Here is a 23,956-nt window from a genome sequence, read left to right as displayed (position 1 = left end):
CGCCCCGGATGAAGGTGCGGCTTCGCAGGCGAGCACCGTCCCGGATGAAGGCGGGACGTCGCAGACGAGCACTGCCCCGGACGAAGGTGCGGCTTCGCAGACGAGCACTGCCCCGGATGAAGGTGCGGCTTCGCAGGCGAGCACCGTCCCGGATGAAGGCGGGACGTCGCAGACGAGCACTGCCCCGGACGAAGGTGCGGCTTCGGAGGCGAGCGCTGCCCCGGACAAGAGCCCGGCATCGGAGACAAGTGCTGCCGCGGACGAGGGCCCGGCTTCGGAGGTGAGTCCGAAATCGGAGACAAGTCAGGAATCAGGGGCGGGAGAAGCGGAACCGAGCTCAGAAGGAACCGCGCCGGACGAACCCGGTGAGCCGCCCAAGCCCGCCACCGCCACCCCGCGCAAACGGGCGGCCAGTACTCGCCGTACGCCTCGATCGACGGGCGCGTCTCCCACGACCACGGTCCCCGGTGACCTGGTCGGCGGGGATCCGGCCTCGGTCAACGGTTCCTCCGACACCCCGGCGCCGAGAACCCGCGTGCCCCGGACGAGGCGCTCACCGGAATCGGCGGGTCAGGTAGGCACGCCCACTCCGCCCGAGGAAACGGCGCCGGCGTCAGCGGCCGACCCGGCACCGGACCCGGCGCCCGAACAGGGCGACCCCGCCACCAGAGCAGACCAGGCGCCAGGCGCGACCGAACCCGAACGCCCCGACGAGACCCGCTGAACACACCACTCCCGATCTCTCCTGCTGGGACAACTGGAAGCTTTCCGTCCCGAACCCAGGCCTTCGACCCCGTCCGGCACGACGACCAGCACCCCGCACAGGGAGGCCCATTCAATTCCCGCGGATTGGGAATCCGTACGATCTTCACGCAAGCGGCCACACCCGCCTGCATTCCGGCTGTGACCGCTTGAGCCCACCAGGTACAGCGGCGCGTGCCGGCCGATCCGCCGGTAGATCCGGCGTCCGAACCCACCAGCTGGGTCGCCGGCGGATCCGCAACCAGGCCCGGACGCTCGCCCATCCCCACGACGTCCCGCCGGTGGCCGCACGCCCCGGCGCCGAACCACCCGCCTCAGAAGAACCGGACCCACGGCCCGACTTCGAAACGAGCCGGGCCGACGCCGCGGAGCGCGGACCCCCGACTGGTGTCAGGCCCGGCCTGTTTCCGCGATCTCGGAAGGCCGGGCCCTCGACCAAAGGCCGGGCCCTCGACCAAAGGCCGGGCCCTCGACCAAAGGCCGGGCCCTCGACCGTATGAAGGGGGCCGCTCAGCGACCCGGCTGCAGCGGTTCCGTCGCTACCCGGTCGGCCTCGTGCAGGACCCGGAGCATGTTGCCCGAGGCGAGCTTCTCCAGCTCCTCGTCCCCCCACTTCCGGTCCCGTAATTCGTCAAATAGGCGGGGATATCCGGACACGTCGGGGAGGTCGATCGGCACCTCCGGCGTGCCGTCGAAGTCGCCGCCCAGCCCGATGTGGTCCACCCCGGCCACCTCGCGGGCGTGCTCCACATGATCAGCCACCTGTGCCGCCGTCGCCGCCGGCTTGGGGTGCGCCGCCAGCCACGCCCGGAACGCCGGCGCGGCCGACAGCTCCAGACTCGCCGAGACCGGCACCGTCGACGGATCCTCGCCCGGTCGCGGCGCGCGGGGCCACCCACCAGCCGGATCCGGCAGTCCGAGACGGCGCCACTCCGCGTCCGCCGCCTGCTGCCAGTCCCGGATCTCCGCCGACACGAAGTACGACACGAACGTCAGCTGGATGACCCCGCCGTTGCCCGGCAGCCGGGAGAGCACCTCGTCCGGGACGTTGCGCGGGTGTTCCGTCACCGCCCGCGCGCCCGAGTGCGAGAAGATCACCGGAGCGACCGCCACGTCCAGGGCCGCGTGCATCGTCTCGGTGGCGACGTGTGAGAGGTCCACGAGGACGCCGATGCGCTGCATCTCGCGTACGATCGCTCGCCCTTCGGCCGAAAGGCCGCCCACCGCGGGTGACTGAGTCGCCGAGTCCGCCCACGCGGTGTGATGGTTGTGGGTGAGCGTCACATAACGGACGCCGAGGCGGGCGAGCGACCGCAGCACCCCCAGCGAGCCGGCCAGGCTGTGACCGCCCTCCACGCCGATCAGCGAGGCGATCCGCCCGGCCGCCATGACCCGCTCGACGTCTGCCGCCGTGTACGCGATCTCCAGGTCCCCCGGATAGGTGGCGACCATCCGCATCACCACGTCGATCTGCTCCAGGGTGTGCTGGAGCGCGACCGGTTCGGGCAGGTCGGAGGGGACGTAGACGGACCAGAACTGTGCTCCCACACCGCCCGCTCGTAACCGTGGCAGGTCGGTGTGCAGGGGTGGCCGCTCGTGCTCGAGCCCCTGCACGCTGGAGCCGTGCCACTCGCGCAGACGCATGGGCAGGTCGTTGTGGCCGTCGATGATCAGCTTCATGCTCTCTGGCTACCGCTCACGACCCGGGCGTGCAAGCAGATCCGTCCGAACAGCGCTGGTTGAGCCGCAACCGGTCGGCACCTGCACGGGCACTTGGCGCGCACCCCACGCCCTGGAATCTCTTTCACATGCCCGGCCGACATGGGCCGGACAAACCGGGGGAGATATTCAATGCGACGCGCCAAGCTGCCGAAGTCCTTGACAGCTCTGACCGCCGTAATCGCCGGCACCGCCGCTGTGATGGTGCCGAGTGCCGCCGCCGCGGCCGACGCCGACCTGGCGATTCAGGCCGCTGACGACAGCTACACCTCGAGCACCCGCAAGACCACCGCGTTCGGGTCGGAAGACAAGCTCGCCGCGGGCAAGAGCGGCAACGACACGAAGACCGCGTTCCTGAAGTTCACGGTCCCGGCCGGCACCGACGTCAAGAAGGCGCGGCTGTTCCTGAGCCCGTCCGGCAAGCCGTCGGGCAAGGTCACCGTCTCGCGGGTCCTCGACAACTCGTGGACCGAGGCGAAGCTGACCTCGTCCAACGCCCCGAAGCTGGGTCTCGCGGTCGCCTCGGTGACCCCGGCCTCGACCGACACGCGCATCGGGTTCGACCTGAGCGCCGAGGTCTACGGTCCCGGCACGTACTCGTTCGCGGTGACCTCCACCGGTCTCGTCCGTTTCCAGTCGGCGGAGAACACCGCCAAGGGTGGCCCTGAGCTGGTCGTCACCACCTCGAAGTCGGCTTCGGTGAAGCCGGCCCCGGTCGCGCCGGAGATCAACACCGGCGACTACAAGAACTGCGTCACCAACGCCAAGCTCGTGCCCTCCTGCGGCGTTCTCTGGGGCGGCGCGGCCGGTGGCTTCACCAGCAAGCCGCGCGACCTGGAGCACAAGAACTGGGAGAAGCTGAGCGGCCGCACCGCGACGATCTTCCACACGTACCACAAGGGCGACGAGCCGTTCCCGACCAAGGCGGAGATCGCCATGACGCAGGACGCGGCGAAGCCGCGCGTGCTGCTGCTGAACTGGAAGATCGCGTACGGCTCCACCTGGGCCAAGGTCGCCAAGGGTGAGCAGAACAAGCGGATCGACGCGTTCGCCACCCGCATCAAGGCCTACGGCAAGAACGTCTTCCTCGTGCTCAACCACGAGCCGGAGAACGACGTCAAGGCCAGCGCCGGCTCCGGCTGGGAGGCGAAGGACTTCGCTGCCATGTACCGCCACACCATCAAGCGCCTGCGTGACCAGGGTGCCTCGAACGTCGTCAACGTGATGGCGTACATGGGCAACGAGAAGTGGATGGCGCAGTCGTGGTGGAAGGACCTGTACCCCGGCGACGACGTCGTGGACTGGATCGGCCTGGACTCCTACGTCTCGGTCGAGAAGGGCTACTACCACTACGGCAACTTCGCTGACCTGCTCGACCGCGCTCCCAAGGGTGGCGGCCTGGGCTTCTACGAGTGGGCCACGACCAAGCACGCGGCCAAGCCGATCATGATCGCCGAGTGGGGTGGCTACCACCGCATCGGCAAGGCGACCGACAAGAACGCCGTCTACAACAGCGTGCTGCCCGAGCTGGTGAAGCGCCCGAAGATCAAGGCGATCGTGCACTTCGACACGAAGGCCGACGACGAGGGCAACCGCGACATCAGCATCGACAGCACCCCGGCGAGCCTGGCCGCCTTCAAGAAGCTGGCCGCCAACCCGATCTTCAACGTGAAGCTCGGCTGATCTTTACCCTCCCCTCAGTGGAAAGCGCCGTCCGGTCCCCCGCCGGGCGGCGCTTTCCCATTTCTACGGCCTTGCCCCGAGCCTGGTCACCACGGCCCGCTCCGTCACCGCCGTCGTCGCCGTGATCATCCCGGCCCTGCCCCACGGCCTGTCCTCCACCAGGTAGGACCGCTCGCCCAGATACTCCCCGGTCTTCTCGTCGAAGATCCACTCGCGGCGTTCGCCCAGCTCGACGTGGGCCACCGCGATCCCGTGCCGCCCGACCGCGTCGACCGAGTCCTCGACCAGCTCCACCCCGGGGATCTTCGCCGCCGCCTGGTAGAGGGCGGCGTTCGTCCTCGCCGGCAGCATCGACTCGCGCAGCAGGTCACCGATGACCGAAAAGGCCTGCCCGTCGGGGGTGTTGCCCTGCCCCTGCGAACTCTTGTAGATCCACTTCAGCAAAGCGCCCGGCTCGTCCGGCAGATCCTGCTGCAGCCGCTCGGCCGTGAAGACACCCAGGTCGGAGGGGCGGTCGGGTTCCTTGAGCAGGCCACGGCCACCGGCGAACAGCGGCAGCCAGACCTCCCGCTGATGCAGTTCGTCCAGCTTTCCGTCGTCGAGCTCGGTGAACCTCATCCAGGCGACGCGACTCTTCACGTACAGGTAGCGGCCATCGGTCGGCCCGTTCTCCCGCGCGCCGGCGCTCAGCGCGAGCCGGTCCAGGAAGACGACGGCGGCCGCGTGGTCCCCGGCCAGGATCTGGGTGGTCGGAATCGGTCGCACGCCGTCGTCCCACGGCCCGGCGATCATCCCGGCCGCGGTCACCGCGGCCAGCACGCCGGCCACCGGCAGGGCGATCATCATCCGGTGCCTGCGGGCCGGCGTGTGCAGCTCCGCCATCAGGTGCGCGCGCAGGGCGCGGCGCCGCGCCTCCGGCAGATCCGGGCCGGTGGGCGCGGCCGTTGTCAGGTCACTCATAGCGTCTCCTCCGGCATGGCGGACATCCAAGGGGTACGGGTGGAAGCACGGTCCGTCTCCGGCCGGAGCTGTGACATCTCCGCCTCGGCGAGCGCGCGGAGTCGCGTCCGCGCCCGGGACAGCCGTGACCGCACCGTGCCGACCGGGATCCCGAGCGCCTCCGCCGCGGCGTGGTAGTCGAGCTGCTGCCACACGCAGAGCAGGAACACCTCCCGATCGGCGCGCCGCAGCCGCCGCAGGGCGGTTCTGGCCGCGGCCAGCTGCTCGGCGTCGTGCATCCGCCCGACCAGGTCGTCGGCGAAGTCCGGCAACGTGTCCGCCGCCGGCACCCGTTTCAGCGCGGCCCGATACCGCAACGCCGTCCGGCGCCGGTTGCGCAGCACGTTGGTGGCGATGCCGAGCAGCCACGGCCGCAGACTCTCCCCGTCCGGACGCACCGAGGCCCGAATCCGCCACGCCTCCAGAAACGTCAGCGACACCACATCCTCGGCGTTCGCGTGGTCGCCGTCGCTCCACACCGCATACCGGTAGACGGCCCGCGCGTGCTCATCGAACAACTCCCCGAACGCACTCTTGTCCCCGTCCCGGATCCGGGCCCGCATCATCCCTGTCACACCGTGTCCTGTCCGCCCACCGCCCCGAGTTCCACCTCCCGCCGAAATTCCCCGCCCCGCCCTGTCCCGCCCGGACCCGCCGCTCAGCCCGCGCGCTGCTCCCGCCCGGAGCGCCGCTCGGCCCGCGCTGGGCTCCCGCCCGGCCCGCGCGCTGCTCCCGCTCGGCCCGCGCGCTGCTCCCGCCCGGCCCGCCGCTCAGCCCGCGCACCGCTCCCGCCCGGGCCGCCGCTCGGCCCGCGCGCTGCTCCCGCCCGGAGCGCCGCTCAGCCCGCGCGCCGGGACGACATCGCGCGGACCTGTCAGCTCGCGAGGACTGTCTGCAGGCGTTTCGCCTCCTTCACCAGGCGGGAGCTGCCGCCCCGGGCCGCGATCGAGGCCAGCTCCGGGATCTCGGTGTGGGCGCCGGCCGCGCGGGCCACCTGAGTGGACAGCTCGAGCAGGTCGGGCAGGCCTCGCGGTCCCTTCGGCAGCAACAGCGGCAACGCCGCGGCGAGAACCTCCCAGACCGCGACGGAGGCGCCCGCCCGGTGAGCGTCGGCCAGCGCCGGCACCACCCGGGTCAGCTTGATGGCGCTGTCCGCACCACACAGGCGGCCCAGCTCAGTGCCGACACCCGCGAAGAACCCGGATCCGCGGGCGGCCGGGGTCAGGAAGGCGTCGACGGCGGCGACGCGGTCGGACTCGTGGCGGGCGGCCAGGGTCAGGAAGGCGTCGACGGCGGCGACGCGGTCGGACTCGTGGCGGGCGGCCAGCACATAGGACAGCGCCAGCGTCATCGCGGGGCCGAGGGGGCCGTCGCAGTCGGCGAGCAGGGGTAGAAGCTCGCCGCCGGTGCGCCAGTCCTGGTCGGCGAGGGAGGCCAGGCGTACCAGGACCCAGGCGGCGCTCACCTCGCGGTGGTGGGGGAGCACCATCGTGAGGATGTCGGTCTCGGCGAAGAACTCGGTCGAGAGGAACCGGGGCGTCGGCTGGCGCTGCAGCGTGACCAGCTGCTCGGCCAGGCGCAGGCCGCCCGTGCCGACCGGATGCAGGGTGGCGAGCACCCGCGACGGCACCACCGGCTGTGACAACGAGGGGTAGATGGACTTCGCGCCGACGCGTTGTTCGAGGCGGGTGCTCAACGGGTCGGGCAGGCCGCCGGCGATCAGCCACGCCGCGAACTGCTTGCCGGCCGGGGAGGTGAGCCCGGCCGCCACCGACGGGTCCGCGTCGCGGGGGACTCGCAGCAGCGCCTGTTCGAAGTCCAGCGGCCACGGCTCCCAGCCCTCGGCCTCGGCGCGGGCGAGTCGCGCCGCCAGCACCGAGGCGTCGAGGCTGCCGTTGACGTGTGTCGGCGTGGCCAGCAGCAGCGGCACCGGCGAGCGGCCCAGCTGGACGGCCACCTCGGAGATCCTGGCCGCCAGGACGCCCTCGGGTGAGGATTTCAGCGCCGAGTCCGGCCCGCCGCGCCGCCCGGTCTCCCAGGCGATGCCCAGTGCCTTCACCATCCGGCTCCACAGGCCGCCCTGGGCGCCAAGGCCGTTCAGCGCGCGGATCGCCTCGCCGAGGAATGCGGTCCGCTGCTGCGGCACCCACAGGGTCTCGGAGAACTGGTGCTCGAAGCGCTGCAGCAGCGGCTCCACCTCGGGCCCCGGCCGCAGCGTGACCAGGGCGGCGAGGACCCGCTCCCAGCGCACCGCGGTCTCCTCGGTCATCAGCACCACGATCTCCTCGACGAGTTCGGCGGTGTCGGCGATCGGGGGCGGGAACTCGGCCACCGGGGGCGGCGGTGGCAGGCCGGGGAGCGTGACAGTCTCGGCGGTGCCGCCGAACAGGGTTGCGGCGCGGCCCGGCAGGTCACCGGCGAGGGCGCCGGCCGCGCCGGCCAGCCGGGCCGTGGTGCCGGCGTCGAGGCCGCCGGTGTGCTTGCCGATCAGGGTGAGCGCGCGTTCCTGGATGTCGAGCGCGGGATGGCCGAACGCGACGGCGACGGTCTCCACGATCTCGCCGGCCCGTGACGGTTCGCGGCGGAGCACTCGTTCAAGCCAGGTGAGCTGTGTCTTGACCAGGGTCTTCTCGGTCCGCAGCAGGGTCGCGGCGCTGACCTCGAGCAGCGTCTGGAGGTCGAGGCGGCCGGCGTCGTCGACCGCGCGCAGCGCCTTCTGGGCGAGCCCGGCGACAGCGGAGGGCGCGTGGGGCAGCAGCCGGCCGTAAGCGGGCACGTGCCGGGCCATCTCGTCGAGAGTGGGCGCGAGCGCGTCGTGCATCAGGGCGAACGGCCGCAGCGCGTTGGTCCGGTCGCCGCGCACGAGCCGGTCCACGGTGGCGTCGAGAATCGTCGCCCGGTCGAGCCGCCCCTCCGCGACCAGGTCCGCGATCACGATCGGGAAGCGGGGCGTGTTGTCCCACTTGCCGGTCTGCGGGCTCAGGTGGCCGACGGCGGCGTCCGCGCCGAGCCCGTCGATCTCGAAGACGGCGGGCAGCAGGCGGTCCAGGAACGGGTCCTCGCGGAGGCGCTGGTGCAGCGGGGCAAGCGGTTTGGCCTGCCAGTGGCTGCGCAGCCGATCGGTGAGCCAGCCCCGCACGAACCCCTCGGTGACCGGCGGCTCCGCGGCACCGGCGCGGATCAGCGTCGCCGCGAAGTTCCACTGTTCGAAGAAGACGTCGCGGGCCGGGAGCCGCTCGGCCAGCCGGATCCCGAGGTCGCCGAGCCAGGTGAGGCGGCGGACCCGCGCGAGGACCAGCACCTTCTCCGGGTCCATCCGGTTCCACGTCTGCATGTTGCGGCGGGCGAGCAGGGTGGCGGCCTTGGCAGCGGTCGGCATGCACCCGACGACGGCGAGGGCCCAGCCGGGCGTGGGACTGATGTCGGCGCGCCACCACAGGTCCGCGTCGGCGGCCTTGATGCCGGCCTCCACCTGCTTGGCGGCGGCCAGCCGTTCGGGTTCGGTCGCCGACATCAGGACGCCGATGATGCCGTCGAGGTCGTTGCGGGCGGCGAGCTTGGCGAACGTCTCCCACGACAGCGTGGTCATGCCGGGCCTCCGGTGGTGGTGAGCAGCCGGCGGGCCTCCAGGACCAGCCGGGCGGAACCGTGGCGGGCGGCGACCTCGGCCAGGCCGGGGATCACCTCCGTCGTGCCCAGGGCGACGGCCACCTGGGTGGCCAGTTGCAGCAGGTCGGGCACGGCCCGGACCCGGGTGGTCAGCAGCGGCGGCAACGCGGCGGTGAGCAACTCCCACACCGCGGCCGAGGCGCCGGCCCGGTGAGCGTCGGTGAGGGCGGGAACCGCCCGCCCCAGCTTCACCGTGGTATCGGAACAAAGGTCCGCGAACGCCGCGCCGACGGCGCCGGCGAACGGTTCGGTGCCGGCCGCGAGGGTGAGGAAGGCGTCGACGGCGGCGGAGCGGTCGGACTCCTGTTTGGCGCCGAAGGCGTAGGCCATCGCGTACGCCATTGCGGGGCCGACCGGTCCGGAGCAGTCGGCGAGCAGGGGCAGCAGGACGCCGGCGCCCTTCTGGTCCTGGTCGGCGAGGGTGGCGATCTCCGGCAGCGCCCAGGCGGCCGCGACCTCGCGATGGTGGGGGAGCACCATGGTCAGGACGTCCTCGGAGCCGGAGAAGTCGTCCGGCATCCAGGCCGCGAACTCCTCCGGCTCGTGGGTGAGCAGCTGCCGCGTCAGGCGCAGGCCGTCCTCGCGGGCCGGGCGCAGGGACGCCGCGATCCGGCGCCCGAGCGGGAGGTCCCACGTGTACTCGCCCCGGTCGTTCTTCTCGCCGGTCTGCGTGACCGCGGTGCTGACCGGATCGGGCAGACCGCCGCCGGCCAGCCAGTCCGCGAACCGCCTGCCGGCCGGCGAGGTGAGCCCGGCCGCGACCGCCGGGTCCGCGCCGCGCGGCACCCGCAGCAGTGCCTGCTCCAGGTCGAAGTGCCACGGCTGCCAGCCCTCGGCTTCCGCTCGTCCCAGCCGGGCGGCCAGCTCGGCGGCGTCGAGGTTGCCGTTCACGTGGGTCGGCGTCGCGACCAGCATCGGGACCGAGCCGGCCGCCACGTTGGCGGCGATCTCCGCGGCTCGCAGCCCGAGCACGCCGGTGGGCAGGGTGGACAGTGGGAAGTCCCGGCGGCCCTCGTCGCGGGCCTTGGCCACGGCGGCGGTCATCCGTTCGAGGGTGGGCGACACCGGGCGGATCGCGGTGCCCAGGCCGAGCAGGGGAGATCCCTCGTTCCAGGAGTGTTCCTCGAAGGATCCCGGGTGACGGTCGAGGACCGGCGTCAGGGCGTCGGCCGGCGGTTCCCCGGCGGCGGTCAGCGCGACGAGCGCGGCGAGAACGCGTTCCCACCCGACCGCCGTGCCGCCGTGGACCAGCAGGACGATCTCCTCGGCGAGCTCGGCCGCGTCCGTGATCGGCGCCGGCATCGGTGCGACGGGGACCGGCGCGGGCGGCGCGGGGGTAGCGGGGCCGGGAGTGGCCGCTGCGGACCCGAACAGCGCGGCGGCGCGGGCCGGGAGATCGCCGCCCAGCGCGGTGGCGGCCGGAGCGAGCCGGGCGATCGTCGAGGGCTGTGCCTTCTCGACGATCGCGAGAGCGCGCTCCTGGATGTCCAGCGCGGGATGCCCGAACGCGACGGCGATCGCCTCGTAAACGTCCCCGGCTCGTGCCGGCTCCCGCCGGGCCACTCTCTCCAGCCAGGTGAGCTGGGCCTTGACCAGGGTCTTCTCCTTGCGCAGCAGCGCCGCCGAACTGGCGTCGAGCAGCGTCTCCAGCTCGAGGCGGCCGGCGTCGTCGACCGCCCGCAGCGCCTTCTGCCCGAGCGTGGCGACCGCTCCGGGCGCCTCGCCCAGCAATCGCGAGTAGCCGGGTGCGAAAGGAGCCATCTCGCCGGCCGTGGGCGCGAGCGCGTCGTGCAGGACCGCGAACGGGCGCAGCGCGTGCGGCTTGTCGCCCCGGACGAGGCGGTCGATCGTGGCGGTCAGGACGGTCGCGCGGTCGGTGTGGCCCTCGGCGACGAGCGCGGCGATCGCGCCGGGCAGCCGCGGTGTGGTGTCGTAGCTCTGGGTCTCCTCGTTCCACGCGGTGCCGCCGATGTCGGCGCCGAGCCCGTCGAACTCGAAGATCCCCGGAAGCAGCACCTCCAGATGCGGGTCGTCGCGCAGCCGGTCGGCCAGCGGCACGGACGGCATGTTCTCGCCCCAGGCCGGCCGCAGCAGGTGCAGCAGCCAGCCGCGCACGTACCCCTCGGTGACCGGCGGTTCGGTGCCGCCGGCGGCCAGCAGCGCCGCCGTGAACTGCCAGTCGCCGGTGGCCCAGGTGTCCCGGGTGGGCAGTTTCTGAGCCAGCCGGACGCCCAGGTCGCCGAGCCAGGTCAGCTCCCGCGCGGCCGCGATCTCGGAGACCCTCGAAAGCGGGGCGGAGCGCCAGCCGGGCCGCATGTCCCGCCTGGTCAGCAGGCCGGCGGCCGCCGAGGCGGACGGCGCCGTGGCGAGGACGGCCAGCAGGAGACCGCCTGCGGGGTGGGACGGCGGCTGCCACCACGCGTCCCGGTCGAGGCCCTTGATGCCGGCCGCCACCTCGGCCGCGAACGCCAGGCGTTCCGCCTCATCGGCCTTGAGCAGCAGCGACGTCACGCCGGCGTGGTCGCCGTTGCTCGCGCGGCGCAGCAGCACCTCCCACGACAGCGTCACGCGTCCGCCGCCTCGAGCGCGCCGGCCAGGACCATCTGCACGGCCAGCGCGTGCTTGCACGGCCCGCGTTCCCCGCGGTGCTTGGCCCACCACGGGCAGGTGCACGACGAGGCGTTGCGCACCTGGTAGACCTCGTCACCGCTGCGGACGGTCGACACGTCCGGGCTCGCGGTCACGGCTCCGGCGGCGGCCAGCGTGCGTGCGGCGGCCAGGCGGGGGTTCATCCTGTCCACGACGGCCGCCGAATACGGCAGGGTGCGGTGGAAGTAGCCCGCCTCGGCCACGTCGTAGCCGACCCGGCCGGACGTGCCGAGCTGGGTGAGCGCGTCACGCACCCGCCGGGCGTCGATGCCGGCCGCGGTGGCGAGAGCGTCCACGTCGATCGTCGGGTCCCAGGAGAGCAGCGCGCTGACGAGGTCGGCGTCGTCGGCGGCCTCGTCGGAGGCGAGCGACTCCAGCACGGCACCCTCACCGGAGAACCCTCGGTAAGGCTCGGGGGAGAGGGTCAGCGACAGCCGCAGCGACGGCATGCTCAGCTCCCAGGTGCTGGAGACCGGCCCGCTGCCGGCGGCGACGGCGGGGCCGTAGACGCGCAGCGTCAACGCGTACCGTAGGAAGGGTTTCAACGCGGCGAGGCGCCCGGCGCCCGGCAGGCAGACCGCGCCCGGCGCAGGCCGGGAGGTGAATCGGAGCGAGCGCCCGGCCGGGACCGCCCAGAGCACGGATTTGTCGCTGGCGGGCAGCCGGTTGAGCAGGACCCGCGCCTCGGCGACACCGATCTCCGCTCGCGGGTCGAAACGGGCGGTGAGCACCTGCGCCTCGGCGAAACCGCGCAGCCAGCGGGAGGGGAGCGGCACCTTGCGCTCGACCAGCGGCCCGTCGAACGTGGTGACGGTGAGATCGTCGGGCCCGACCGCGACGTGCATCGGATCGGTGCGCCCGACCCGCGTCAGCGCCCGCTGCAGCGGCACGTTGACGTCCACGTTGGTGGTGCCGTGCGCGACGATCTCACCGTCGAGTCCGGCCGGCAGCACATCCATCCGCGCGTAGACGCCGCAGCAGCCGGAGAAGGACTCGAAACGGAGCCGATCCGACCCGGCGGTGACGACAGGATCGAGGCTGGCCGGGCTGACCGGCCGGAAATATCGGGTGCGGGCGACCTCCGCCACGGCGAGCAGCCCGGTCGCCGCGGCGCCGGGATCGGTGAGGAACCCGGTGTAGAAGCGGGGGTGCGCCGCCGGGCCGCCGGAGGTCTGCAGGGTGAGGCCGTCGTCGAGGGCCGACGAGCCGAGGTACGAATACGCCGCGGAAACCATGCCGCAGAACTTAAGCACCGGGTACGACATTTTGTCGAAGGGTCACACTTCCCGGCGGACCGGTGGCGGTCCGTGCCACGATGGGCGAAAAGCGGTCCGGAGTGGGAGAGATGAGCGAACACGTTTCCGACAGCACGGAATGGCAGAACCTCCAGGGACTCGCGGAGAAGTTCTCGGCGGTGCACCTGCGTGACCTGTTCGGCAGCGACCCCCAGCGCGGCGAGCGGTACGCCGCCGAGGTCGCCGGCCTCTATGTCGACTACAGCAAGAACCTGGTCACCGACGAGGTGCTGAGCGCCCTGTACGCCCTCGCCGAGCGGGCGAGACTGGGCGAGAAGATCACCGCGATGTTCTCCGGCGAGCACATCAACATCACCGAGGACCGGGCCGTGCTGCACACCGCGCTGCGCCTGCCGCGTGACGCGTCGCTGGTCGTCGACGGCCAGGACGTCGTGGCCGACGTGCACGGGGTCCTCGACCGGATGGGTGCTTTCGCGGAGAAGGTGCGTTCGGGCGAGTGGACCGGTCACACCGGTCAGCGCATCAAGACGGTCGTCAACATCGGCATCGGCGGCTCGGACCTGGGCCCGGTGATGGCGTACGAGGCGCTGAAGGACTTCTCCCAGCGCGACATCGAGTGCCGTTTCGTATCAAACATCGATCCGACCGATTTGTACGAGAAGACCCAGGATCTCGACCCGGCAACCACCCTCTTCATCATCGTCTCCAAGACCTTCACCACCCAGGAGACGCTGACGAACGCGAAGGAAGCCCGCACCTGGCTCCTCAAATCCCTCAAAGAGGACAAAGCGGTAGCGAAACACTTCGTCGCCGTCAGCACAAATGCCGAAAAAGTCGCAGATTTCGGGATCAACACGGACAATATGTTCGGCTTCTGGGACTGGGTCGGCGGCCGCTACTCCCTCCCGAGCGCTGTCGGGCTCAGCGTGATGATCGCGATCGGCAAGGACAACTTCGCCGAGATGCTCAGCGGATACAAAGCCGTCGACGACCACTTCCGAACCACCCCGGTCGAGCGCAACGTCCCGGCCCTGCTCGGCCTGCTCAACGTCTGGTACGACACGTTCCTGGGCGCCCAGTCGCACGCCGTCCTCCCGTACGCTCAGTATTTGCACCGTTTCGCGGCCTATCTCCAGCAACTCACGATGGAGAGCAACGGCAAGTCCGTGCGCCTCGACGGTGAACCCGTCACCTTCCAGACCGGCGAGGTCTTCTGGGGTGAGCCCGGCACGAACGGCCAGCACGCCTTCTACCAGCTGATCCACCAGGGCACCAAGCTGATCCCGGCGGACTTCATCGGCTTCAGCGTGCCGAACCACGACATCGGCGAGATGCACGACCTGTTCATGTCGAACTTCCTGGCGCAGACCGGCGCGCTCGCGTTCGGCCGGACCCTGGAGCAGGTCGAGGCCGAGGGCACCGACCCGAGGATCGCACCGCACCGGGTCATGCAGGGCAACCACCCGACCACCACGATCCTCGCCGAGCGGCTGACCCCGGCGACGTTCGGGCAGCTGGTGGCGCTCTACGAGCACATCACGTTCACCCAGGGCGTGATCTGGGAGATCAACTCGTTCGACCAGTGGGGTGTGGAGCTCGGCAAGGTGATGGCCAACCAGCTCGCGCCGAAGCTGACCGCTTCGTCGGCGCCCGCTGATGACGCGGACTCCTCCACCAACGTCCTGATCAAGCGTTACCGGGCAGCCCGCGGCCGGTCGTAGTGCATAGGCTCAGTGCCGTGGACACGTCTACGGCACTGAGCCTTCGCATGACCAGCCTGCTACTGGGATCTCCACGCCGGCAAAAAGGCACCGTCCTGGACATAGTCGAGTGGTTCGGCGCCATGCAGGCCCAAGATCTCAACAGCGTCCTCTGGTCCCTCGGCGCCCGCCTGCCCGGCCGCAACCTGACGGACATCATCGAGGCGACCGAGAACCGCGAGGTCGTCCGCACCTGGCCGATGCGCGGCACCGTCCACCTCATCCCGTCGGCCGACGCGCACTGGATGCTCGAACTCACCGGCGTCCGCCAGCTCGGCGGCGTCGCCAAACGCTGGGAGTACCTCGGCCTCGACGAGAAGACCGCCGGCCAGTCGATGGAGATCCTGGCTGCCGCGCTGGCGGCGAGCGGCAGATTGACGCGATCCGAGTGCATGGTCGCGCTCAGCGAGGGCGGCGTCGACGTCACCGGGCAGAGGGGTTACCACCTTCTCTGGTACGCGAGTCAGCGCTCGTTGACGGCAATCGCCCCCAACGCCGGCAAGGAGCAGACGTTCGTTCTCCTGGACGACTGGGTCCCGTCCCGGAACGCCCGGTCGCGTGACGAGGGTCTGGCCATCTTCGCCAAACGGTTCTTCCGCTCGCACGGTCCCGCCACCGTGAAGGACTTCGCCGGCTGGACCAGTCTCAACCTCACCGACGCCCGTGCCGGTGTCGCCGCCGCGGACGGCCTGACCACGATCGACGTCGACGGTGTCGCGATGGTCGCCGACGAACAGGTCCTCGACGCCGGCCCGGTCACCGGCTGGTGGGCGCTGCCCGGCTTCGACGAATACCTGCTCGGCTACAAGGACCGCTCCATGATGGCCACCCCCGAGCAGCTCGCGAAGATCGTCCCCGGCGGCAACGGCGTCTTCCAGTCCACCCTGGTCCGCGACGGCCGCGTCATGGCCACCTGGAAGCGCGCGATCGGCAAGAAGGCGGTCACCGTCACCGTCCTGCCGCTGGCCGATTTCGACCTCGCCGACGCCCGCCCGGCCCTGGAGAACTACGCCGCCTACCTCGGCCTTCCGTTAATAGTTAAGAACCCTTGATATTTACTGTTGTGAACGCCACTATGTGCCCATGAGAATTCGACGTGGGTTGATGGCGGTGGTCGCCGGGGTGGTGGTGGCGACCGGTTCCGTGATGGCGTTCTCACCGACCGGGGCCGCGGCCGTGGCCTGCTCCTCGGTGAACTGGGCCGAGGGTGTCACCTATACCGCCGGGCAACAGGTCACCTACCAGGCACACCTCTACCAGGCACTCGTGACGCACACCGCCTGGGCCGGCACCGGCTGGAACCCGGCCGCCACGCCGACGCTGTGGAAGGACCTGGGCGCGTGCAGCGGGGGCTCCTCGCCGTCGCCGTCGGTGTCGCCTTCCCGGTCGAACTCGCCCTCCCCGTCGACGTCTCCCTCGGTCTCCCCGTCACCGTCCACCAGCCAGCCCGCGTGCGCCGTCCGCGGCCGCCCGGCCGGCAAGGTGCTCCAGGGCTACTGGGAGAACTGGGACGGCGCCTCCAACGGCGTACACCCCGGCATGGGCTGGATCCCGATCAACGACAGCCGGATCACCCAGCACGGTTACAACGTGCTGATGGCCGCATTCCCGGTGATCCGCTCCGACGGCACCGTCCTCTGGGAGAACGGCATGGACGCCGGCGTGAAGGTGCCGACCGCCGCCGAGATCTGCGCGGCCAAGGCGCAGGGCGCGACGATCCTGATGTCGATCGGCGGCGCGACGGCCGGCATCGACCTGAGCTCCAGCGCGGTCGCCGACCGGTTCGTGACCACCATCGTGCCGATCCTGAAGGCGTACAACTTCGACGGCATCGACATCGACATCGAGACCGGCCTGACCGGCAGCGGCAACATCAACACGCTCTCCACCTCGCAGGCGAACCTGATCCGGATCATCGACGGGGTGCTGGCGGCCATGCCGTCGAACTTCGGTCTCACGATGGCGCCGGAGACCGCGTACGTGACCGGCGGCAGCGTCACCTACGGCTCGATCTGGGGCTCCTACCTGCCGATCATCAAGAAGTACCTGGACAACGGCCGCCTCTGGTGGCTCAACATGCAGTACTACAACGGCAGCATGTACGGCTGCTCCGGCGACTCCTACGGCGCCGGCACCGTCCAGGGCTTCACCGTGCAGACCCAGTGCCTGGCGAACGGGCTGACGATCCAGGGCACGACGATCCGGATCCCGTACGACAAGCAGGTCCCCGGCCTGCCGGCGCAGTCCGGCGCGGGTGGCGGCTACATGTCGCCGTCGCTGGTCAGCCAGGCGTACAACAGCGTCCCCGGCATCAAGGGCCTGATGACCTGGTCGATCAACTGGGACGGCTCCCGCAACTGGACCTTCGGCGACAACGTGAAGGCTCTGCAGGGCCGCTGAGGTATCCCAGCCACCGGCCCGACCGTCCCCGGGCCGGTGGCGCCGTTCAAAGGCGTGCTCAACGTTCCGCGAGCTCCGAACGCACCAGTTCCAGCAGTCGCGCTCCTCCGGGACAAGTTCGACCGCCATCCGGCCATGGCACAGCGGTTGACGGACCACCGCCTTCCGCGCCCGTGATTCGGCGACACCGCGCTCGCTGCGGCGGAAGTACTCCAGCGCCCGCTCCTGCGACTCGCGCGTCACGGTGAACACGCGGTCCGGATGCCGGGCCGGGATCGTCTCGCCCGGCTCGGCGAGCAGGGTCCGCACCGGCACGTCGTTCTGGTCCATGTCACCGAGCACGTAGATCCGCCGGTGCTCCGGCACCGCGTGGTACCGCTCGCGGACGACCTCAAGGTTGACGCGGGTCGGCTCGGCGGCGTAGGCGATCAGCGCTTCCCAGCACCTGCGGGAGGAGTCCGGCCGGTCATTGAGCCGGTCCACCTCGTCGCCGAGGTCCGCGATTACCAGCTCAGGTGTCAGCCACGACTCCAGGCGAGCCGGTCCGGTCGCGGTGTCCGGCATGTGGCCAGTCTAATGATCGTGGGTGGTGCCGAGCCGGTCCCGGGACCCGTGGCGGGGACGTCGTTCGGGCAGGATCCGCGGGGCGAACGGCCGAGGAAGCACTGGCTGCGGCTCGCCCCGCGGATTTGGGCACCCGTCCGGGTAACGGCGGAAATGTCAGACTCGGCCGTCACCTCGCACGAGCCCGGGAGAGCGCCGATGACCGACCCCTCTTCGCCACCGTCCGCGCGGGCGGGTTGGCTGTCCCGGCCGCAATGGGCCGGTGTCGGCAGTGTCGCCGGGGCGCTCTCCCTGCTCGTGGCCGTCGCGGCGTGGCTCAGTCCGCGCCCGGCGGAGTCCTCCGCGGCTCCGAGGCCGGAGAGCATCGCACCGGGCGCCGGCAGCGACCCGACCGCCGTGCCCGGACCTCAGCAACCTCGAGAAACATCGGCCGGCACCTACCTCTACGACCTGCCCGGCAACTCGGCCGGGCAGCGGGGCTCCCAGCGTGAACCCCGCGACGTCACCCTCGCCGGCAGCCGCTACCCGCACTCCACCCTGATGACGGCCTGTTCCGGATACGTTCCCGCACCCGTCCGCTTCCACCCCGGCACGAAGTATCAGCGACTGGTCGGCGAACTCGGCATCGCCGAACCCGCCGAGCCGGCCGCCTCCGCCACCGTCGCCCTGTACGCCGACGGCAAGGTCTGGCAGGGCTACGTGGTCGGCGCCGGGCAGACCGTCCCGATCGACCTGGACATCAGCCGGTTCGCCGCGATCGAGGTCCGGGTGATCAGCGTGGGTGGCTGCTACACCGCCGCTGCCCCACAGGTCTATCTGGGCGACGGCATGGTCACCTGAGACGCTGGTTCGCGGGTGGGCGGCACACCCCACCGCTGGCCGGGCACCTCGATCCAGCGGTACGTCGCCCAGGAGATACCCGCGAGGGCCAGCAGATAGCCGGTGGCCAGGAGCACGTCCGGGATCGACGAGCGCAGCACCGGGCGCAGGAACTGGATCAGCACGTAGTGGACCAGATAGATCGAGTAGCTGAGCACGCCGATTTTCGCGAGCCATTTCGGCGTACCCCATCGCCTTGTGACCATGCCGGCGGCGAACGTCCCACCGAAAGCCAGCAGGGTGAGCACCGACCGGGTGACGTAGCGGGGTGTGAGAGCGTCGAGCGACCGCAGCTCGGCGAACCAGTTGACCAGCAGCGCGACGGACACGACCGATGCCACCACGGCGACCTGCCACCAGCCGATCTGGCCCCGGTCCGCCCGATGGATCACCGTGCCGGTGAACATCACCGCGATGATCAGCAGACCGTCCCAGGCGTGCGACGGGTCCTGGTTGACCAGCAGCAGGGTCAGCGCCAGCCCGGCGAGCAGCACACTGCCGCCGGTCATCGCCCAGCGCGGCCCGGAGAAGACCGCCGTCAGCCCGGCGACGAGCACGGCGATCGCGACCGGCACCGAGACGGCGCCGCGGAAGGCCAGGGGAGCGGTGAGCACGGCCAGGCCGGCGAGCCCGATCGCGAACAGGCCGTCGAGGCGATGCAGCCGCACCGCGAACGCGCCCGCGACCAGCAGGTAGAACGCCATCTCGAAGCTGAGCGTCCAGAGCACCGGCGTCAGCAGCGGCGTCCCGAGCAGGAACGGCAGCATGGTGGCGTGCGCGGCCAGCCCGGCGGTACCGGCTTTCCCCGCCGTCACGGCGAACGGCACGAGCACCGCGATCACCGCCAGGTACAGCGGGAACAACCGGCGGGCCCGGCTCAGCCAGAACGCCCGCAGATCGCCCCGCCGCTCCAGCGACGCCGGGATGATGTAGCCGCTGACCAGGAAGAACAGCATCACCCCGGCGGTGCCCGCGTGCAGCCACTCGCCGGTCACGGCGCGCAGGTCGGTGAAGACGTACCGGGTCAGATGCGCATAGACGACCAGCAGCACGGCGACGGCGCGGAGCCCGTCGAGCCAGGCGAGTCTGGATGCGGCCATCGGGAAAAGATAGTTGACTCGTCGGCATGTCGATCTGGACCAGTGAACTCGCCGGGGCGCTGCACCACGAGAGCATCGACTCGGCGCTGCTGCGGGACAACCCGCTCGGGGACCCGCACGTGCGCCCGCTCTGGGTGTACACGCCGCCGGGATACGAGCAGGGCGACGCACGCTATCCGAGCATCTACGTCATCCAGGGTTACTCCGGCCAGGTGACCATGTGGGGCAACCGCCAACCCTTCCGGCAGCCCTTCATCGAGACCGCCGACCGCGTGTTCACCACCAAACCCAAATGCATTCTTGTGTACGTGGACGCGTGGACCGCCTACGGCGGCTCGCAGTTCGTCGACTCGCCCGGAATCGGGGCGTATCACTCGTACCTTTGCGATGAGGTTGTGCCCTGGGTCGACGCGCACTATCGCACCATCGCCGACCGTGAGTCGCGCGCCCTCACGGGAAAGTCGTCCGGTGGCTTCGGCGCGATGATCACCCCGATGCTGCGGCCGGACCTGTTCGGCGCTCTGGCCACGCACGCCGGCGACGCCCTCTACGAGTACTGCTACCTCGGCGAGTTCGCCAAGGCGACCCGTGCCCTGCGCGACTACGACCATGACATCCAGGTGTTCTGGAAGGACTTCCAGTCCCGCGTCGCGTTCACCAAGGAGGAGGATGTCACCCTCACCCTGGTCCTGGGGTGCGCCGCCGCCTTCTCCGCCGATCCCGACGGCACACCCCGCCTCCCGTTCGACCCGCGGTCCGGCCAGCTGATACCCGAGCTGTGGGACCGCTGGCTGGCCTGGGACCCGATCCGCATGATCGACCGGTACGCCGACGAGCTCCGGTCGCTGCGCGCCGTCTGGATCGACGGCGGCACCCGCGACGAGTGGTTCCTCGACCTGGGCGCCGAAGCCTTCCGGGCGGGCCTGCGGCGCGTCGGCGTGCCGGACGAGAGGATCGCCTTCGAGCTCTTCCCGGGTGGGCACATGGGAATCGACTACCGCTACCCGCAGGCGGTCGCCTGGCTCAGCGAACGGCTCAGAAGGTGACCAGCGGATCCCCGAAGAAGTCGGCGATGAAGTTGAGGAAGAAGAAGCCGAAGAACAGCACGTTCGCGGCCAGCAGCACGTAGTGCCAGGGCCGGGGCCGGGCCGGCTTGGGCAGCTTGCTGTTGAGGTACATCAGCATGAACGGATAGATCAGCGCGCCGAGGTTGGACATGTTCGCCGACCACTGCACGAGGTTCACCGGCAGGGCCAGGTGCAGGATGATCGAGATGATCACCAGCAGGGTCAGCATGAACGGGAAGTAGAACCGGCGCGGGTCACCCTCGATCAGCCTCCGCAGGCGGGGGCTCGTGGCGTGGGCCGCGTCGGTGGTCACCCGTACCATCGCCTCGAAGATCCCCAGCTGCGTGCTGAACAGGATCAGCACGCCGATGACCAGGGTGAGGTAGAAGAGTCCCTGGCCGTACTGGTCGCCCAGCACCGACGCCACGAACGTCGGGATCTGGGCCGTCGTCGGCCGCTGCCCGGACACCTCCACCGCGTGCGCCATCAGGATCGTCGGCAGCAGCATCCCGACCATCGCGCCGAGGAAGAACACGCCCCACATGTCGATCAGCAGGTAGCGGTACCACCGCTTCCACCGGCCGGTGTTCGCCGCGTCGTCCGGGAACGTCACGCCCACGTCGAGCATCTTCTGCTGGTCGCCGCGCATCCCCGAGATGAACCCGGTCCGGTATCCCATCCCGTAGCCCTTGTCCCGGTAGTGGCCCATCACGTACCAGTTCAGCCCGGACGCCAGGGCGGTGAACCCGGCCAGCCCACCCAGCTGGGTGGCGGTGATCCCGGCGGGCGGTGCGGCCGGTGTGAAGAACCCGCGGATGCCCTCCCACCACAGCTCGAACGGCACCACGAACAGGTCGATCAGCACCAGGCCGATCAGGATCGTGCCGACCATCACCCAGTTCGCCAGCTCGAGGGTCCGGCTGATCCGTTTGGCGAACGCCGTCATCAGGAACACCAGCACGAGCAGGGCCATCGCCCACAGGCGCGGCTCCTCCGCACCCGCCGGCGCCACCTCGCCGTGCACCAGCGCGTAGAGCCCCTGCCCGGCCGAGGCCGCCCACCCGCCGGCGATGAAGGCGAAGATCACCACGAACACCGAAAGCGGCACCCACAGCAGGTAACCCGGCGGCACCCGGCCCCACCCGACCACCGGCGTCTCACCGGTGGCGAGCACGTACCGCGAGCACTCCACGTTGTAGAACGTCTGCAGCACGGCGGAGACCAGGATGACCCAGCCCACGCCCACGAACCCGAACTGGCCCACCGCCTGCGGGCCGAGCAGCCACTCGCCGCTGCCGATCGAGATGCCCAGCGCGATCAGGCTCGGGCCGACCACGTACATGAAGAGCTGGCGCTTGCCGATCTTCTCAACCCGGAACACCTGCTCCGGCTCGGGCAGATCGTCCACCGCCAGGTCGGGCCGGCTGCGGCCGAGGGGATAGGTGCGGGCTCCGGTCTCCTGATCCATGGCGGCGCCTCCTCGATGAGAACCCCGGGCCCATCAATCTCTGCCTCCCCTTGGCGAGAGGCAATACCCAGCCCGAAGAGGTGCGTGATCCGCAAACTCTGATCGAAGTCGGTCGATCTCGCCCGCACTGTGACCCCCGCCGCAGCACAAGTTCTTTGAATCTGAAATAGTTTCCCCGTCAAGGAAGTTGTGCAGGGCAGATCGGGACGCCCAGAGCCCCGGCCGGAGAGCACCAGGAGCGGGTCATGCAGTTCGGAATCTTCAGCGTCAGCGACATCACGACCGACCCCACCACCGGCCGGACCCCGACCGAGGCGGAGCGGATCAAGAACATCGTCACGATCGCGAAGCACGCGGAGCAGGCGGGCCTCGACGTGTTCGCGCTCGGCGAGCACCACAACGAGCCGTTCTTCTCGTCCTCGCCGACCACGACACTGGCGTACATCGCCGCGCAGACCACGACCCTGCAGCTCAGCACCGCCACCACGCTGATCACCACCAACGACCCGGTGAAGATCGCCGAGGACTTCGCGATGCTGCAGCACCTGGCGGGCGGCCGTGTCGACCTGATGCTGGGCCGGGGCAACACCGGGCCGGTCTACCCCTGGTTCGGCAAGGACATCCGGGCCGGCATCCCGCTCGCCGTCGAGAACTACTCGCTGCTGCACAAGCTGTGGCGCGAGCACGTGGTCGACTGGCAGGGCAAGTTCCGTACGCCCCTGCAGTCCTTCACCTCCACCCCGCGCCCGCTCGACGACGTCCCGCCGTTCGTCTGGCACGGCTCGATCCGCAGCCCGGAGATCGCCGAGCAGGCCGCGTACTACGGTGACGGCTTCTTCGCCAACCACATCTTCTGGCCGGCCTCGCACACCCAGCGCATGGTCGGTCTCTACCGGCAGCGCTTCGAGCACTACGGCCACGGCTCGGCGGACCAGGCGATCGTCGGTCTCGGCGGCCAGGTGTTCATGCGGCCGCGCTCGCAGGACGCGGTCAAGGAGTTCCGGCCGTACTTCGACAACGCCCCCGTCTACGGCCACGGCCCGTCGCTGGAGGACTTCACCCGGGAGACGCCGCTGACCGTCGGCAGCCCGCAGCAGGTCATCGACCGTACGCTCGGCTTCCGCGACTACGTCGGCGACTACCAGCGCCAGCTGTTCCTGCTGGACCACGCCGGCCTGCCGCTGAAGACCGTCCTCGAACAGCTCGACCTGCTCGGCGAGGAGGTCGTACCGGTGCTGCGCAAGGAGTTCGCCGCCCTCAAGCCGGCCCACGTCCCGGACGCGCCCACCCACGCCTCCCTGCTGGCTCGCCTCAACACCAAGGAAGAGGTCCAGGCATGAAGCAGCGCCATCTCGTCGTCGTCAGCGCGGGACTGAGCCAGCCGTCGTCGACCCGCCTGCTCGCGGACCAGCTGTCCGCGGCGGCGGTCCGCGCCGCCGCCCAGCTGGGCGTGACCCTCGACGTCCAGGTCATCGAGCTGCGCGACCTGGCCCACGACATCACCGACCACATGCTGACCGGTTTCGCCAAGCCCGCCCTCAAGCAGGCCCAGGACTCGGTCGCCGCCGCCGACGCGCTGATCACCGTCACCCCGGTCTTCACCGCCAGCTACAGCGGCCTCTACAAGTCCTTCTTCGACGTCCTGGAGAAGGACACCCTGGCCGACAAACCGGTCCTGCTGGCCGCCACAGCCGGCACCGCCCGCCACTCGCTGGTCCTGGAACACGCCCTGCGCCCGCTCTTCGCCTACCTGCGGGCCACCGTCATCCCCACAGCCGTCTTCGCCGCAAGCGACGACTGGGGCGCCAACTCCGTCGAGGGCCCCCTGCGAGCCCGCATCGACCGCGCCGCCGCCGAACTGGCCCGCGAGATCGAGCACCGGGAGCCGGCCACGGTGACCGACCCCTTCGCCCTCACCACAAGCTTCGAAGACCTGATGAAAAACCTTTGAGGGGTACGCGACGAGCACAGCGGCCCGGTC

The 23,956-nt window shown here is 70.6% G+C and carries 16 protein-coding genes; 8 read left to right on the top strand and 8 right to left on the bottom strand.

What is annotated here, in order from left to right:
* Positions 1-1,272: 1,272 nt before the first annotated feature.
* Positions 1,273-2,442 carry a dipeptidase gene (locus AB0M02_RS45165; protein ID WP_364238693.1) on the bottom strand — a complete coding sequence of 390 codons (1,170 nt, stop codon included), beginning with the start codon at positions 2,440-2,442 and terminating at the stop codon, positions 1,273-1,275.
* Between the two features lie 171 nt (positions 2,443-2,613).
* Here AB0M02_RS45165 and AB0M02_RS45160 point away from each other — a divergent pair, with 171 nt between their 5' ends.
* Positions 2,614-4,164 (top strand): DNRLRE domain-containing protein, encoded by a 1,551-nt coding sequence (locus tag AB0M02_RS45160; RefSeq protein WP_364238692.1) that lies wholly within the window; start codon positions 2,614-2,616, stop codon positions 4,162-4,164.
* Positions 4,165-4,227: 63 nt separating this feature from the next.
* Here the strand turns inward: AB0M02_RS45160 and AB0M02_RS45155 are convergent, their stop codons facing one another.
* From AB0M02_RS45155 to AB0M02_RS45135, 5 genes are all read right to left on the bottom strand, one after another.
* The gene (locus AB0M02_RS45155) at positions 4,228-5,124 is read right to left on the bottom strand and encodes a CU044_5270 family protein (RefSeq protein ID WP_364238691.1); all 897 of its coding nucleotides are present in this window, start codon (positions 5,122-5,124) and stop codon (positions 4,228-4,230) included.
* Entirely contained in the window at positions 5,121-5,729 is a 609-nt protein-coding gene (locus tag AB0M02_RS45150) for an RNA polymerase sigma factor (protein ID WP_364238717.1), read from the bottom strand. The genes AB0M02_RS45155 and AB0M02_RS45150 overlap by 4 nt, the downstream gene beginning before the upstream one ends.
* A 308-nt stretch (positions 5,730-6,037) precedes the next feature.
* Positions 6,038-8,752 (bottom strand): DUF6493 family protein, encoded by a 2,715-nt coding sequence (locus AB0M02_RS45145; protein WP_364238690.1) that lies wholly within the window; start codon positions 8,750-8,752, stop codon positions 6,038-6,040.
* Positions 8,749-11,400 (bottom strand): DUF6493 family protein, encoded by a 2,652-nt coding sequence (locus AB0M02_RS45140; RefSeq protein WP_364238689.1) that lies wholly within the window; start codon positions 11,398-11,400, stop codon positions 8,749-8,751. Before AB0M02_RS45140 ends, AB0M02_RS45145 begins: the two co-directional genes overlap by 4 nt.
* Entirely contained in the window at positions 11,397-12,746 is a 1,350-nt protein-coding gene (locus tag AB0M02_RS45135) for an SWIM zinc finger family protein (RefSeq protein WP_364238688.1), read from the bottom strand. Before AB0M02_RS45135 ends, AB0M02_RS45140 begins: the two co-directional genes overlap by 4 nt.
* Positions 12,747-12,826: 80 nt before the next feature.
* Between AB0M02_RS45135 and pgi the strand changes: the two genes are divergently transcribed.
* The 4 genes from pgi to AB0M02_RS45115 all read left to right on the top strand — a co-directional run bounded on the left by pgi (position 12,827) and on the right by AB0M02_RS45115 (position 18,301).
* Entirely contained in the window at positions 12,827-14,458 is a 1,632-nt protein-coding gene (pgi, locus tag AB0M02_RS45130; RefSeq protein WP_364238687.1) for a glucose-6-phosphate isomerase, read from the top strand.
* Positions 14,459-14,505: 47 nt separating this feature from the next.
* Positions 14,506-15,549, top strand: coding sequence for a winged helix DNA-binding domain-containing protein (locus tag AB0M02_RS45125; RefSeq protein WP_364238686.1), 1,044 nt, complete (start codon positions 14,506-14,508; stop codon positions 15,547-15,549).
* 31 nt (positions 15,550-15,580) lie between these two features.
* On the top strand, positions 15,581-16,897 hold the full coding sequence (locus AB0M02_RS45120; RefSeq protein ID WP_364238685.1) for a glycosyl hydrolase family 18 protein: 1,317 nt from the start codon (positions 15,581-15,583) through the stop codon (positions 16,895-16,897).
* Between the two features lie 762 nt (positions 16,898-17,659).
* Positions 17,660-18,301, top strand: a complete 642-nt coding sequence (locus tag AB0M02_RS45115) for a hypothetical protein (protein ID WP_364238684.1) — start codon at positions 17,660-17,662, stop codon at positions 18,299-18,301.
* Here AB0M02_RS45115 and AB0M02_RS45110 read toward each other — a convergent pair.
* On the bottom strand, positions 18,274-19,440 hold the full coding sequence (locus AB0M02_RS45110; RefSeq protein ID WP_364238683.1) for an acyltransferase: 1,167 nt from the start codon (positions 19,438-19,440) through the stop codon (positions 18,274-18,276). The two genes, AB0M02_RS45115 and AB0M02_RS45110, sit on opposite strands and share 28 nt — an antisense overlap.
* 26 nt (positions 19,441-19,466) lie before the next feature.
* On the opposite strand from AB0M02_RS45110, the gene AB0M02_RS45105 reads away from it, so the two are divergent.
* A complete protein-coding gene (locus tag AB0M02_RS45105; RefSeq protein WP_364238682.1) occupies positions 19,467-20,486 on the top strand; it encodes an alpha/beta hydrolase-fold protein in 1,020 nt (339 codons plus the stop codon).
* Here AB0M02_RS45105 and AB0M02_RS45100 read toward each other — a convergent pair.
* Positions 20,476-21,975: an Nramp family divalent metal transporter gene (locus tag AB0M02_RS45100; RefSeq protein ID WP_364238681.1), complete on the bottom strand. Its 1,500-nt coding sequence runs from the start codon at positions 21,973-21,975 to the stop codon at positions 20,476-20,478. The genes AB0M02_RS45105 and AB0M02_RS45100 overlap by 11 nt on opposite strands.
* A gap of 245 nt (positions 21,976-22,220) precedes the next feature.
* Between AB0M02_RS45100 and AB0M02_RS45095 the strand changes: the two genes are divergently transcribed.
* Positions 22,221-23,315, top strand: coding sequence for an LLM class flavin-dependent oxidoreductase (locus AB0M02_RS45095; protein WP_364238680.1), 1,095 nt, complete (start codon positions 22,221-22,223; stop codon positions 23,313-23,315).
* Positions 23,312-23,926 (top strand): FMN reductase, encoded by a 615-nt coding sequence (locus AB0M02_RS45090; protein ID WP_364238679.1) that lies wholly within the window; start codon positions 23,312-23,314, stop codon positions 23,924-23,926. Before AB0M02_RS45095 ends, AB0M02_RS45090 begins: the two co-directional genes overlap by 4 nt.
* Positions 23,927-23,956: the final 30 nt, after the last annotated feature.

It is taken from the genome of Actinoplanes sp. NPDC051861 (genome assembly GCF_040681145.1).
In the GTDB taxonomy this organism is placed as follows: Bacteria; Actinomycetota; Actinomycetes; order Mycobacteriales; family Micromonosporaceae; genus Actinoplanes.
This window is presented reverse-complemented; position numbering and strand designations above follow the sequence as displayed.